The sequence below is a fragment of the Rhodothermales bacterium genome, assembly GCA_041391505.1.
Lineage (GTDB): Bacteria > Bacteroidota > Rhodothermia > Rhodothermales > JAHQVL01 > JAWKNW01.
In genome coordinates, this window is sequence record JAWKNW010000001.1 from 481,164 (window position 1) to 495,075 (window position 13,912).

Genomic DNA, 13,912 nt, shown 5'->3' on the forward strand with positions numbered 1-13,912 from the left:
CAAAGCGAATGATCAACAGCGAGATCAATTTTTGGTTGGACACTACCGCAGCAGGACGAAGCGCCCCGAGCGTGCCTCGATGCCGGCCGCCGCTGTCACGGTGAGGCGGTAGACGTACACGCCCGATGCCAGGGACGACGCATCGAGACGCAGCGTGCGGCCGGCGCCGGCGTCCATCGTCTGCGCCGGGACGGCGAGGACCTCGTGGCCAAGCAGGTCGAAAACGCGCACGTCGACGAGCGCGGCGTCGGGCAGATCGAAGACGATATGCGTGGTCGGATTAAACGGATTGGGGTAGTTGCCGTGCAGCGCAAACGCCTCCGGCCGCTCCGCCGCCGTTTCCAGCGCCTGCACGCGTAACCGATTGCTGTACCGCACATCCACGTCGATGGCGTCGCCGGCCTGCAGGGCGTGGCGTTGTAGCACGCCCTCGACCCCCAGCTCCTCGACGAGGAGCGTCTGCCCCAGCGCCGGCGGCAGCGCCGCGACGGTGAAGCGCACCGGGGCGTCCCCGGAGAGTCGAATCACCCCTTCTCTCGCCGTCTCCAGCCACCGGTCCGTCGCAAAGCGCGCATCGAACGCGGCCCGGTCGGTGCGCGGCGGCAGGGCGTATCGGTCCAGCCGATCCCCCGCCTCCAACGCTCCGCCGAAATACAGCGTCTGCGCCCGCCCATCGGCCGAAGACGCCGTGAGCACGCCGAAACCGGCCGGCTCCTCGTCGGCCGCCGCCACGGTTTTGCCCGCGCCGCAGGTGAGCGACACGCCGCCGGCGGCCGTGGCGAGCACCCAGTAGCCGTGGCCCGGCCGCATCGTCGTCGCCCGCACGTAGGCTCCGTCGAACCCGAACAGGATGTCGGGCACGAGGATGCCGCCCGGATCGGAGATCGCGGCGCGGTCGAAGGCGCAATTCGGACCGGAGATGAGGTTCCAGCCGGCCTGGAGCGACAGGTTGAGCGACGTCAGCGACGTGCCGGCGAAGGTCTGGGCGCGCATCGCGCCCAGGTCCAGCCAGTAGCCGCCTCCGGGCGTCAGCGTGGCCGTCTCGGCGTAGGCCGAGCCGTTCCACAGGTACAGCGACGACTGCGGCGCGACCTCGGTGAAGACGGTCGCCGTGACCCCGCTGGCGGGGTCCGTCGGCAAACCGACGAGATTCCAGCCTTTGCGGTAGGCCGCCCACGGGGCATGGAGTTCGACGACCTCGATGCCCTGCACGATCGGGTCGCCGGAGGCCGGGAGGAGGTCGATGTCGAGATGGCCGTCCGAGGTCACCACCACCGATTTGACGAGGCCCACATCGTGCCCAGCTTCCTTGAAGAGGTCGACGGTCGCCAGGTCGACCGGCGTGACGCCGTCGATCCGGATCCCGAAGGTGCGCGGCCACACCGCCCACGACGGCACGTTCGGCGCCGTGAAGATGGGCTCCGAGAGATAAAAACGCACCTCGACGGTCTTTCCGGCCGCTACGGGGATGTCCCATTGCAGGTTTTCCCCGGACGGGGCATCGAGCCGCGCGGCCTGGAACACACCGGCCGGCGTGCCCGCCGGCACCGACGGATCGAGCGAGACCGCGTCGGGGGTGCCATACGTCGCGTCGCCCGTGGCCGCCCCGTTGCCGTACGGATGCGGCGCGCCCGCCTGGTCCGGCTCCCACATCACGTCGCCGCCATCGAAGGCGACATACCCGCCAGCGTTGACGCGGAACAGCACCGTCGCCGGCTCCGATCCGTCGGTGCCGGCGCCCACGAGATCGACCCGCGTCGGGCCGTTGCCGCCGTCGTGGTTGAGGACCACCTGCGCCGACCGGTCGCCGACGGCGCCGGGGGCGAACGTCAGCGTCACCGTCGCCGTCGCACCGGGCGCGATCGTGATCGGCCCGGCCGTCGACAGGCTGAAGTCGCCGGCATGGGTCCCTGTTTTCGTGATGCTCGATACCGTCAGCGCCGCATTGCCGTTGGGGTTCGACAGTGTGAGCGTCCTGACCGACGTACCTCCCGTGGGGGTAGCGCCGAAGCTGATCCGCGACGCCGAGGCCGCGAGCGGCCGGAACGCCTGGCCGTAGTCCGACGGCTCGAAGACATAGATCTGGTGCCCGCTGAAGTCGGCCACCCACACCGTACCAGGGAAGATGTCCGCATCGCCCTGGGTCGTCACATCCAGCAGCGCATTCCCGAAGTCCTGCGCGAAGATGTCGGTGCCGATGGCGGTCGGGTTGAGCACTTCGTCGCCGGCTTCGTTGAGCCGGATGCGGTAGATGTGCGTGAAATTCCAGCCGGCGGCCAGGATGTCGCCCTTATACAGGTTGTTGAAGTTGGAGGACCGGTATTCGGCCAGGCCGTTGGTCGACGCCGTAAAGTTGTGGAGCGCGCCGTCGGTCTCCCCGCTGTTCCGGAAATCGCACTCCGCCGGATTGGCCATCGAGACCGGCACGGGCGGCCAGTCCACAGGCAGCGGTTTGGCCGGATTGGTGCCGTCGCGCCAGACGCCGGTGTTCTTGGCCGCATCCGCGTTGTAGTCGCCCGTGTACAGCCCCGCGCCGGCCGGGTTGGCGCGGATGGGGTTCGGATGGCCGGCGTAATATTTCTCGCCCGGCGCCGCGTAATTTTCATCTCCGGGCTTCAACGTCCGGATGTAGTGGAGCCCGTTCTCGTTGTTGACGGTCGGATCGTGCGGGCCGGCGGACAGCGACCCCGGCTCGGTGGGGTCGTAGTTGTTGGTGCAGGTGCCGGCGAGGGCGCCCGGGTAGCTCTGCTCGCCGACCGGATGGCCGCCCCATCCCCGGTTGGCGCCGTTGTCGATCGTGTACATCCGCCCCTCCCGCCCCGGCGTCCGCTGGATCAGGAGGTCGTACGCATTGCGGTAGCCCGGCGAATAGATCTGCACCGGCCCGCCGGCCACCAGCTTGGCCTGGTTCAGCCCGTCGTTGCCGCCCCACGGGTCGTCGACGTCGATCCCGTTGTACGCCGGGTTCGACGGGTCGGTGATGCCGTTCACGTTCGGGCGCGTGGGGTCGTCGAGGGTGGGCAGGTCGTATTTGTATTTCTGCCCGTTCGCGTCGGTCTTCGTCGGCATCGCCTCGATCGCCGGCAGGTCGATCGACAGGATCGCGCCGGAGAGGGCGTATTCGTTGATGTAGACGAGGTTGGTCGACGGGGCGCCGGCGTTGGTGAACCCGCCCGAGGCCACGAAGAGCGTATCCCCGGTCAGGCTCAGCTGCAAGCCGTTGGACGCGTGGTTTTCCTCGGAACGCGGCAGCCCGCGCACGAGATCGACCTTCTCCCAGAAGCCGGCCGGATCGGTGCGGCTGCTTCCCATCCACGTCAGCTTCGACACCACGCCGGAGTTCGTATCCAGCCAGGTATCCGGCTCGTTCGAACCGCCGCCGACGCGCGGGTCGGACGACGAGACGTACACGATCGGGTTCGACGCCGTGCCCGCGACCAGGATACCCGTGGCCTGCCGGTTCTTCTCGCCCGTGTTCGGGTAGCCGTCGTCGTCGTGATTCGGGATGCTCCGCACCAGCGTCACGATCTCCTCGGAGGCAACCTGATAGGTGTTGGCGGCGGTGCGCTGGACGACCATGATCTCGACGTGTCCGAGCTTGCGCAGGGCGTAGAGCCGGTTGTCCGGGCCGAATTGCAGCGACGACGGAAGCGTGAGGGTGTGGCCCGTGAGCTGGCTGCGGGTAAACGACGGATCGACGAGCGTGATCGTCACCGTCCCGGTGGCCGAGGCCGAGCCGTCGCCGGCGGCGTACGTGAACGTCACCGTGCTGCCCGCCGAGCCGTCGTGGGCATACGTAAACCCGCCGTCGGGCGACAGCGTCAGCGTCCCGACCGCCGGCGACGTCACGACGGTGGCCAGATAGGCGCCGGTGTCGTTGCCGAGCACGCCGGGAGCCGGCACCTCGAGCACGCCCCCCCGCGCCAGGGTGTAGGCATCGTTCACGACCGTGATCGCCGCCTTCTCCGCCGCACGGACAGACCCCGTAAGCGACATCACCAGAAACACTACGAGAAGGGGGCGTCGCATACTCCAACGCATGGTCGTAACCTCAATCCTGATACAATAATCCTGAAACGGCGGGCTACCGGACGAGCACCATATGACGCGTCTCAGACGTCGCGCCCGTCGTCAGCCGGTAGAAATACATCCCCGACGCCAGGTGCTGGCTGTCGAACGGAATGCGGTAGTGTCCGGGCGCAACGGATTCGTTCAGCAGCGTCCGTACGACACGCCCGTGGATATCCAGCACGTCGAGCCGCGCCCGGTCCGGCGAGGCGATGTCGATCTCGATTTCTGTCGCCCCGTTGAAGGGGTTGGGATAGTTTTGATGCAGCGCGGTGCGGCGGGGCAGCAGATCCGTCACCGGCTCGATGGCGACGCCCGAGATCATGGAGAAGTCCATGGTATAGATCGTGGGATCGACGAGCGTGGCATCGATCGCGTGGTCGCCGCCCTGGTTGTCGAACAGCTCGTGCATGAACTCGACGGACGCGCCCGGAACGACCTGGAAGTCCTTGTCGCTGCCGGCGAAGGCGCGCTTGAACTCGACGGTCCAGACGCCGTTGTCGTATTTGCCGGCGGCGCGCACGTCCGCCACATCGCCCGAAGGCACGCGCAGGACGTTGCCCGGGATCTGGTCGTTCATGGAGAACGTCGCCGCGGCGTCAAACGCGACCGCTTCCTCGACCTTCGGTTCGCCGAGCGTGTCGTAGGGGTCGAAGCCGGCGAGCGCTTCCGCATTCTCGACGAGAAACGCCGCGATGGCGCCCGGATCGGCCGTCGCCATAAAGCCCGGCAGCCGCGTATCCTGATTGAGATCGTTGAGGAGGGCCGCCGTGACGCCGTCATCACTAAACTGGCCGGTTTCGTCCCAGTGCGTGTCGACGGCGTAGCCCATCGGGTTGGAACGCGCCGCGCGCCATTGCCACACGTCGACCGTGCCGCCGTTGGTATTCATCCCCGGGAAGTGACAGAACGCCTGGCAGTTCGCGCCGTCGGAGCCCGTCTGGCCCATGTCGAACAAAAACGCGATCCGATCTTCATCCTCCGCTTTCGTCCACCGGGTGCCCGTATAGGAAAGCAGGTTATGCCGGGCATTCTCCGTCTCATCCGCCCAGCTGGCGGCGACATAGAGAAATTCGCCGTCGGCCATGGCGTTGAGCGTCACGCCGCGCGCCGTCACGAGCGGCGTCGAGGTCCATTCGCCTTCCGAGACGACCCCGTCGAGCACGGGCGCGCCCGGCTGGACGACGAGCGTGGTATTCTGCGCGAAGGCCGGCGCCGCGAGCGCCCCGGCCACAAAGAGCGAAAATGCAGTACGTAGAATCATGGAATCTATGCGTGTTATGTGTATCAATCGAATTCTGGAGCACATGGCGGAATGCCCATCCGTATCTAGCCGGTCCCCGGCGTCGTGACGGTCATGCCCACCCGAAACCACGCTTAGCGAACGACCGACATGCGGCCGCTGCGCACGCTCGTCGCGCGGTCGTTGCGGATCGTGAGGCGGTAGACGTAGGTGCCGGCGGCGAGCGGGGCGCCATCGACCGCCAGTTGGCGGTTCGGGCCGGCCGGCAGGGCCGTTTCGGGCAGCGACAGCGCGCGCCGGCCGAGGATGTCGTACACCTCGAGGCTCACGTACGCCGGCGCCGGCAGATCGAAGGCGATCGACGTCGCCTCGTCGAACGGGTTCGGGAAGTTGCCATGCAGCGTAAACGCGCCCGGGAACGCGTCGCCGTCTTCCACCGCCACGCCGCCGCTTTCCATCGGCTCGAAAACGGTGATGTTTTCGCTGAGGTAGTTGGCCGTCCAGATCGAACCCGGATAGGGATCGGCATCGCCCATGACCGCGATATCGAGCGGCACGCCGCCGATCGCCGGGAAAAGCACCGAGACACCGTTGGCGTCGCCCTCGGTCACGGCGTCGCCGGCTTCGTTGAGTTTGGCGACATACACATCGCCGTTCATGCCCACCGACAGGAGCGCGCCCAGAAGCCCGCTGTCGAAGTTCGTGGCCTGGTATTCGGCGATGCCGTTGGTCGACGGGATGTAGTTGGCCAGCGCGCCGTCGCCCTCCCCGGAGTTCCTGAAGTCGCATTCCGCCGCATAGGCAGCGCTCTCCGGCACCGGCGGCCAGTCCGCCGGCAGCGGATTGTCGCCCGTGGTGCTGGTGCGGAAAACACCGGTGACGTCGTCGTACGAATACAGGCCGGCGCCCGTGGGGTTGCCGCGGACGGGGTTCGGATGACCGCCGTAGTAGCGATGGCCGGGATCGACTTCCCGGACGAAGTGCAGCCCGTTGAGGTTGTTGACCTTGTTGTCGTTGCCGACGGACCCGTTCGAGCCCGGCTCGGCCGGGTCGTAGTCGTTCGTGCACGCGCCCGACTCGCCGGCCTGCGTGTATTCGTCTTCGCCCATCGGGATGCCGCCCCAGCCGGCGTTGGCGCCGTTGTCTACGGTGTACATCCGGCCTTCGCGGCCCGGCGTGCGGGTGATGACGACATCGTACGGGTTACGGAAGCCCGTCGCGTGCAGCTGCACCGGTCCGTCCGGCGTCACCCGGGCCTGGTTCAGCCCGTCGTTGCCGCCGAACGGGTCGTTCACGTCGATCCCGTCGTATCCCATCTGGGCCGGATCGTCGATCCCGTTGGCGTTGGCGCGCGTGGGGTCATCGAGCGTGGGCAGGTCGTAGACGTAGCTCGTGCCATCGTCGTCCGTGAGCACCGGCATCGCGTCGAGCAGGTTCAGATCGATGACGAGGATGGCGGCAGACAGGGCGTATTCGCCGGTGCGCGAGAAGTTGTTAGACGGCGCGCCGGCGTTGGTCATCCCACCGTTCGCCAGATACAGTTTGTTCGACGCGGCATCGAAGACGAGGCCGTTCGGCGCGTGCTGCTCCTCGGACCGTGGAAGGCCGCGGACGAGATCGACCTTGGTCCAGCCGGAGCCCGTCCGGGTCAGCCGGCTGATGACGCCCGAATTCGTGTCCAGGTCGAGGTCCTTCAGGCCGGCGCCGCCGCCCTGCCGGGGATCGCTCGACGACACGTAGATCACCGGGCTTTCGGCGGTCCCGACGACAACCAGTCCCGTCACCTGCCGTTGCGTGTCGAGGTTGATCTGGAAAGCGCCCTGGGTGATGGTGCTGTCGTTGGGCTGCCCGTCGTCGTTGTGGTTGCGCACATCGAGTTTGACGTTGCGGATCAGCTCTTCGTCCGATACCACAAAATCCTGCGGGCCGTTGCGGACGATGGTGTGGGCGATGATGAGCCCGTTTTCCTGGGCGACGTAGAGCCGGCCGTCGGGGCCGAAGTTCAATGCCGTCGGATGGACCAGCCCGGTGCCGTCCAGCGTGCTGCGCTCGAAGGTGTACTCGGCGCCGGAGGCCGCGACATGCGTATAGCGGGTCGGCCGAACGTCGAGCACGTCGGCCGGGATGGGCCCGAGGCCCTGCGCAAAAGCCGGCGTCGCAAGGATCAACAGGAAAAAGACGAACGGAGCGACCCGGAAACACACGGGGCGTACGAATACAGAAATCGCAGACATGATGGAGTCGGATGCGTCTATATGAAAACGCCCACGGATACGCGCGGCGAGGCCGGATAGCTGGGCCGGGGGGAAGTGCTCGCGTTACGCTCGTGAGTCGTCAAAAAGAGGGGCGATCCCGAACCGCATGGATGCGGCTGCAGGCATGTCCCAAGATCGGTCAATGGCAAGCCGGCGCCTGTAAGTGGCTCCTGACGATGCGTGTGGGGAGTGCCCTTACATCCCGAATCCGGGTTGTGGCGATGCGCCACTGCGCGGCGTCCCCTATATTGTCGATCCATTCGCGTCGCTCGCGGATCGTACCGGTAAATGCATCCCAAATCGTTGATCGCCATGGCCCTGGCCCCAGATACCCTCCTGATTCGCCGCGTCGCCGCGGCGGCGTCGCTGCTCCTCTTCCTGCTCGCCGGCTGCGACCGGCCCGCCGCGCCGGAGGACGGTGCCTACGACCTGACGGCGCACTATACCAAACACGAATACCGGATCCCGATGCGCGACGGCGTGACCCTGTATACGGCAGTGTATGTGCCGAAAGACGCCGGCGAGACGTACCCCTTTCTCTTCCACCGCACCCCCTACAGCTCGGGCCCGTACGGACCGGATGCCTACCCGGACCGGGTCGGCCCGACGGGGACGACCCGCTTCATGGAAGAAGGCTTCATTTTTGTCAATCAGGATGTCCGCGGCCGGTTCATGTCCGAGGGCCAGTTCCTCAACATGACGCCGGCGTGCCCCCCCGACGCCCCGGCCACCTGCGTCGACGAGAGCACCGACATGTACGACTCGGTCGAGTGGCTCCTCGCCAACGTCACACCCAATAACGGCCGCGTCGGCATCCTCGGCATCTCCTACCCCGGCTTCTACGCCGCCGCCAGCATCATCAACTCCCATCCCGCCATCCGGGCCGCCTCGCCGCAGGCCCCCATCGGCGACTGGTTTGTGGGGGATGACTTCCACCACAACGGGGCGCTGTTCCTGCAGGACGCCTTCAACTTTTTCACCCGCTTCGAACATCCGGTCCCCAACCCGACGGATCGCCGCGGCGAAAGCTTCGCGTACCCGGTCGACGACGCCTACACCTTTTTCCTCGGTCTCGGCGCGCTGCGCAACGTCAACGAGCGCTATTACCAGCACCGCGTCGCCTTCTGGGATTCGTTGATGGTCCACGACACGAACGACGCCTTCTGGCAGCGCCGCAACATCCTCCCGCATCTCAACAACGTCCGCGCCAACGTGATGACCGTCGCCGGCCTCTTCGACGCCGAAGACCCCTACGGCCCCATCCACATCTACCACAACATCGAGGCGCGTAACCCCGGCATCGGCAACACGCTGGTGCTCGGCCCCTGGTTTCACGGGGGATGGGTCCGCTCCACCGGCGACGCGCTCGGGAACGTGACCTTCGAGGAGCAAACTTCGGTGTATTACCAGGAGGAGATCGACCTCCCGTTTTTTGCGTACCACCTGAAGGACAAAGGGTCGATCGACCTGCCCGAAGCGCTCGCCTTTTCGACCGGATCGAACGACTGGCACCGGCTCCCCGCCTGGCCGCCGCCAGCCATGACCACGCGCACGCTCTACTTCGGCGACAACGGCCGGCTCAGCTTCGAGGCGCCCACGGCCTCCGGCGATGCCGCCGACGCGTACGTGAGCGATCCGGCGAACCCGGTGCCCTACACACAGGAAAAGACGACGAACCGCACCCGCGAATACATGGTCGAGGACCAGCGCTTCGTGTCCGACCGGCCCGATGTCCTGGTCTACCAGACCGAACCCCTCACGGAGGACGTCACGTTCGCCGGCCCGATAACGGCCAACCTCTTCGTGTCGACCACGGGCACCGACGCCGACTTTGTGGTCAAGCTGATCGACGTCTACCCGGACGACACGCCCGAGCACCAGGAGCCGGCGGATAAGTACCTGAACGTGCCCATGGCCGGCTACCAGATGCTCGTCCGCGGCGAAGTCTTCCGCGCCAAATTCCGGAACAGCTACGAACGGCCGGAGCCGCTGACGCCCGGCAAGGTCGAAACCGTGCGTTTCGACACGCCCGACATCTTCCATACCTTCAAGGCCGGCCACCGGATCATGGTGCACGTCCAGAGCTCGTGGTTTCCGCTCGTGGACCGCAATCCCCAGCAGTTCCTCGACATTCCCGAGGCGACGGACGCCGACTTCAAGGCCGCCACGCACCGCGTTTTCCGTTCGGCGGCACATCCGTCCCGCCTCGAAGTGGGTCAGTGGACCCCATCACGCTGACCTCATGCGCACCGCCTTTCTCGTGCTGGCCGGCCTCCTTCCGTGGGCCCTCCCCGGGTTCGCCCAGGATGCGCTGCTGCCTCCCCTCCCGCCCCGGACCTTCACGGTGGACGGCATGAAGGACGGCATCCTCCTGTCGTGGACGACCCAGCCGGGCGCCGCCGACCCCGTGGCGTGGGAGGTCTACCGCACGAGCAACGCCATCGACAACCTCCCCTACACGCTCCTGCAGACGCTCCCCGGGAGCGCGCGGTCGACGACGGACAGCGCCTTCGTCATCAATACCGGCTACTACTACTACCTCGTCGGCGTCGGCGAGCCGGTGGCCGACGACCCGGACGCCATCCTCGGCACGCCCGGTGGCAAACCGCTCCGAAGCCCCCGGTATGCGACCCAGACCGACATCCTGACCGCCGTGGGCTTCCGCCCTGGGCTCGACCGGGACTCCATCGCCGTCGAGGGGCCCAATCCGTTCCATACCGAAATCCGGATTCGCTATATCGCGAACGGGCCGGCGCTGGTCCGCCTGAGCGTGTTTAATGCGATCGGCCAGGAAGTGATCGTGCTGCTGGACGACATCGTCGACACGTTTGCGTCCGCCGAGATCCCCTGGGCCGGCGTGGACCGCACGGGGCGCAAGGTCCCCAGCGGAATCTACTACTGTCAGCTGGCCGTCGGCGGGCGCTATCGAAAAGCCGTGGCGGTGGCCGTCGTGCGGTAGCAGAATTGATAATATGTCCTTATTTTCCCGAACGTTTTTCCGACCCGTACAACCAGGATCCACACCAAACGCATCACCTCTGGCATGGCATCAAAAACGGCATATTTCCAGGGCATCGACCCCATCCCGTTCGAAGGACCGGAATCCCACAACCCGCTGGCGTTCCGCTACTACAATCCCGACCGTGTGGTGGCCGGCAAGACGCTCCGCGATCACTTCAAGTTCGCCTGTGCCTACTGGCATTCGTTCTGCAACGTAGGCGCCGATCCGTTCGGCCCCGGGACGCATCAGTTCGCCTGGGCGTCCGACCCCGACCCCATCAGCAGCGCCAGGAAAAAGATGGACGCCGCGTTCGAGTTCATGTCGAAGATGGGGCTGGAATACTTCTGTTTTCACGACTTCGACCTGGTCGACGAGGGCGGCTCGCTGGCGGAATCCGAGCGCCGGCTCCAGGCCATCACCGACCACGCCCTCGAGCACATGAAGGCAACGGGCATCAAGGTGCTCTGGGGCACCGCCAACCTGTTCGGCAACCCGCGCTACATGAACGGCGCCGCCACCAACCCCGACTTCAACGTCCTCGCCTACGCCGGCGCCCAGCTCAAGAACGCCATCGACGCCACCGTCAAGCTCAACGGCGAAAACTACGTATTCTGGGGCGGGCGCGAGGGCTACATGTCGCTGCTGAATACCGACCTCAAGCGCGAGCAGGATCACCTCGCCCGGTTCCTCCACATGGCGCGCGACTATGCGCGCGGCCAGGGTTTCAAGGGGACCTTCTTCATCGAGCCGAAACCCTGTGAGCCGACCAAGCACCAGTACGATTACGACGCGGCGACCGTCATCGCCTTCCTGAAGACGTACGACCTCGACACCGACTTCAAGCTCAACATCGAGGTCAACCACGCCACCCTCGCCGGCCACACCTTCACCCACGAACTGGAGGTAGCCGCCAGCGCCGGCCTCCTCGGCAGCATCGACGCCAACCGGGGCGACTACCAGAATGGATGGGACACGGACCAGTTTCCGTACAACCTGAACGAGCTGACCGAGGCGATGCTCGTCTTCCTGCGCGCCGGCGGCCTCAAGGGCGGCGGCGTCAACTTCGACGCCAAGATCCGCCGCAACTCGACGGCCCCGGACGACATCTTCCACGCCCACATCGGCGGCATGGATACCTTCGCGCGCGCGCTCATCACCGCGGCCAACCTGATCGAAGCCTCGCCGCTGGAAGCGATGCGCCGTGAACGGTATGCGTCGTTCGACAGCGGCGACGGCCGGGCCTTCGAGCAAGGCACGCTCTCGCTCACCGATCTCCACAAGATCGCTGCGAAGCAGGGCGAGCCCGCTACGACGAGCGGCCGGCAGGAGATGTTCGAGAACCTGATCAACCGGTACATTTAAGTACCGGCGCCGTACGCCGAGGCCGGTGTCCGTTTGCCGCGGACCGGTTTGCGCTTCGAGAAAGGCATGCCCTCGAACGGCCGTGGGTCCTCCAGCCGTTCGAGGGGTGCGCCTTGATACCCGTGAACCCGCTCAGGGGCAAACACCCCGATGCACGCGGGCACCGCGTCGAGTGCGCTGGACGACCGGAGCGCCCGCGGTCATGCGATGCGTCATTTTGTCGTGATCAGCACGACGCCGTTGGCGGCGCGTGAACCGTAGAGCGCCCTGGAATCGACATCCTTCAGCACTTCGATGCGTTTGACGTCGAACGGATTGATCATGATGCCGTCGTAGGCGCTGAGGACCGGGAAGCCGTCCACCACGTACAGCGGCTCGCCGCCGCCGAGGATCGTGCTGGAGCCGCCGCGGATGCGAATCGAATAGGCGCCATTGGCGCGGCGGATGACATCCACGCCGGCGATCTGCCCGGCCAGCAACTGCTCGACGCTGGCGTTGGGCTGGCGCTTCGCCTCCATCCCGTCGACGACATCCGCCCAGCGGGTATTTTCGCCGGCCGCCGCCGCGATGGGACCGGACCGGCGCCGTTCCATGAGGCGTTCTTCCTCCGCCGTCCGCTTGCCGGCGTCCGCTCGCCCGTCTTCGGGCCGGCTCAGCGCGCAGCCCGAGGCGAGGAGGAGGGTGAATACGAATAAAGGTGCGCTGTAGAAGGGAGTGCAGCGTTTCATGATGCGTATGGGCCTGTTCGCCGGCGCTTGCACGGGAGGAGTTTCCCGGGCCGCATGCAATGCGACAGGACATACGTATTCCCGACCGGGACGTATGCTGGCGATCGGTTCTCGAATGGATCTCGCGCAGCCCTAGTAAGAGGATCGAACGGGCTTCGAGAACTTTAGCCGCCTTTTGTTACGCGTTGGGAAAGACCGCGGGGTCAGGAGTCGAGCACGCCCACCCGCTCCATGGCGCGGCGCAAGGTCTTGGCGGATTCGTCCACGAGCCAGCTGTAGAACTCGTCGGACAACACGCCGCTGGCATGATCCTCGATAAACTTGAGCTGCTCGGGCGTCAATTCCGCCTCGGCGCTGGCCTTGGCGTTTTTGTACGGATTGGCGGGGGTGCGGTCGAGCGGCGCCACGAACTCAACGGTGAGGGCGTCGTTGTAGCCGGCGGCCTTGAGCGTCGTGAGGAGGCGCACCCAGTCGTAGTCGCCCTGGCCGGGCGCCATGCGGTTGTTATCCGCCACGTGAAACGCCCGAAGCCGCGGGGCGGAGTTGAGGATGGCCTGGTAGAGGTCCGACTCCTCGATGTTGATGTGGAAGGCATCCAGGCAGATGCCGCAGTTCGGCCCGACGGCCTCGGCGAGCATGAGCGCCTGATCGTGCCGGTTGAGGAAGTTGGTTTCAAACCGGTTGAGCGGCTCGATGCCGATGACCACGCCAGCCTTTTCGCTGTGTCCGTAGATCTCGCGCAACCCCTCGACGGCCCATCCCCATTCTTCCTCCTCGCTGGCCATGGCGTTGACCTTGCCCACCTGGGAGGGGACGATGGTCATCTCCCGACCCTCCAGCTCCTTCACCATCGTGATGCAGTCCTTGAGGTACTGCACGGTGCTGGCCCGCACCGCCTCGTCGGCATGGATCAGGTCGCGGCCGGCGAACATGAGCGATACCGAGCCGAAACAGAACAGCTTATGCTCCTTGAGCAGTTTGCGGACCTCCTTCGTGTCGTACTTGGAGGGTTCGCCTTCGATTTCGATGCTGTGATACCCGCATCGGGCGAGCCGGCGGATCGTCACATCGATCGGCTCGGCCCGCATCCAGTTGTGCATGGAGAGAAACATGGGGGATGGGGGAGTCTGAATGCAAATTGCAACGTGCAAATCGCAACGTGAACAGGAAGCGTTACGTGGGAGAGTTTGCGAACGCGGAACGATGAACCTTGAACCTTAAACCATGGACTTTGAACTCGATCTTTCGCGAACTG

The 13,912-nt window shown here is 65.9% G+C and carries 8 protein-coding genes; 3 read left to right on the forward strand and 5 right to left on the reverse strand.

The annotated features are described in order from the left end of the window. Nucleotides 1-42: 42 nt before the first annotated feature. The 3 genes from R2834_01905 to R2834_01915 all read right to left on the reverse strand — a co-directional run bounded on the left by R2834_01905 (nucleotide 43) and on the right by R2834_01915 (nucleotide 7,545). Nucleotides 43-4,029, reverse strand: coding sequence for a choice-of-anchor D domain-containing protein (locus tag R2834_01905; GenBank protein MEZ4699057.1), 3,987 nt, complete (start codon nucleotides 4,027-4,029; stop codon nucleotides 43-45). 55 nt (nucleotides 4,030-4,084) lie between these two features. Further along, nucleotides 4,085-5,332: an ethylbenzene dehydrogenase-related protein gene (locus tag R2834_01910; GenBank protein ID MEZ4699058.1), complete on the reverse strand. Its 1,248-nt coding sequence runs from the start codon at nucleotides 5,330-5,332 to the stop codon at nucleotides 4,085-4,087. A 113-nt stretch (nucleotides 5,333-5,445) separates the two neighbouring features. After that, nucleotides 5,446-7,545: a hypothetical protein gene (locus R2834_01915; GenBank protein ID MEZ4699059.1), complete on the reverse strand. Its 2,100-nt coding sequence runs from the start codon at nucleotides 7,543-7,545 to the stop codon at nucleotides 5,446-5,448. Between the two features lie 333 nt (nucleotides 7,546-7,878). Between R2834_01915 and R2834_01920 the strand changes: the two genes are divergently transcribed. From R2834_01920 to xylA, 3 genes are all read left to right on the forward strand, one after another. Further along, complete coding sequence (locus R2834_01920) at nucleotides 7,879-9,804, forward strand: CocE/NonD family hydrolase (protein ID MEZ4699060.1); 1,926 nt, start codon at nucleotides 7,879-7,881, stop codon at nucleotides 9,802-9,804. A 4-nt stretch (nucleotides 9,805-9,808) separates the two neighbouring features. Next, nucleotides 9,809-10,525, forward strand: a complete 717-nt coding sequence (locus R2834_01925; protein ID MEZ4699061.1) for a hypothetical protein — start codon at nucleotides 9,809-9,811, stop codon at nucleotides 10,523-10,525. 84 nt (nucleotides 10,526-10,609) lie between these two features. After that, nucleotides 10,610-11,929 (forward strand): xylose isomerase, encoded by a 1,320-nt coding sequence (gene xylA / locus R2834_01930; GenBank protein MEZ4699062.1) that lies wholly within the window; start codon nucleotides 10,610-10,612, stop codon nucleotides 11,927-11,929. A gap of 212 nt (nucleotides 11,930-12,141) precedes the next feature. On the opposite strand, the gene R2834_01935 is transcribed toward xylA, so the two are convergent. Together R2834_01935 and R2834_01940 are read right to left on the reverse strand one after the other, a co-directional pair. Then, nucleotides 12,142-12,657 carry a TonB-dependent receptor plug domain-containing protein gene (locus tag R2834_01935; protein ID MEZ4699063.1) on the reverse strand — a complete coding sequence of 172 codons (516 nt, stop codon included), beginning with the start codon at nucleotides 12,655-12,657 and terminating at the stop codon, nucleotides 12,142-12,144. A 203-nt stretch (nucleotides 12,658-12,860) separates the two neighbouring features. Next, a complete protein-coding gene (locus R2834_01940; GenBank protein MEZ4699064.1) occupies nucleotides 12,861-13,769 on the reverse strand; it encodes a sugar phosphate isomerase/epimerase family protein in 909 nt (302 codons plus the stop codon). Between the last annotated feature and the right edge of the window lie 143 nt (nucleotides 13,770-13,912).

Coding starts and splice junctions, on each gene's coding strand:
- R2834_01905 (MEZ4699057.1), bottom strand. CDS start 4,029: ATGCGACGCCCCCTTCTCGTAGTGTTTCTGGTGATGTCGCTTACGGGG.
- R2834_01910 (MEZ4699058.1), bottom strand. CDS start 5,332: ATGATTCTACGTACTGCATTTTCGCTCTTTGTGGCCGGGGCGCTCGCG.
- R2834_01915 (MEZ4699059.1), bottom strand. CDS start 7,545: ATGTCTGCGATTTCTGTATTCGTACGCCCCGTGTGTTTCCGGGTCGCT.
- R2834_01920 (MEZ4699060.1), top strand. CDS start 7,879: ATGGCCCTGGCCCCAGATACCCTCCTGATTCGCCGCGTCGCCGCGGCG.
- R2834_01925 (MEZ4699061.1), top strand. CDS start 9,809: ATGCGCACCGCCTTTCTCGTGCTGGCCGGCCTCCTTCCGTGGGCCCTC.
- xylA (MEZ4699062.1), top strand. CDS start 10,610: ATGGCATCAAAAACGGCATATTTCCAGGGCATCGACCCCATCCCGTTC.
- R2834_01935 (MEZ4699063.1), bottom strand. CDS start 12,657: ATGAAACGCTGCACTCCCTTCTACAGCGCACCTTTATTCGTATTCACC.
- R2834_01940 (MEZ4699064.1), bottom strand. CDS start 13,769: ATGTTTCTCTCCATGCACAACTGGATGCGGGCCGAGCCGATCGATGTG.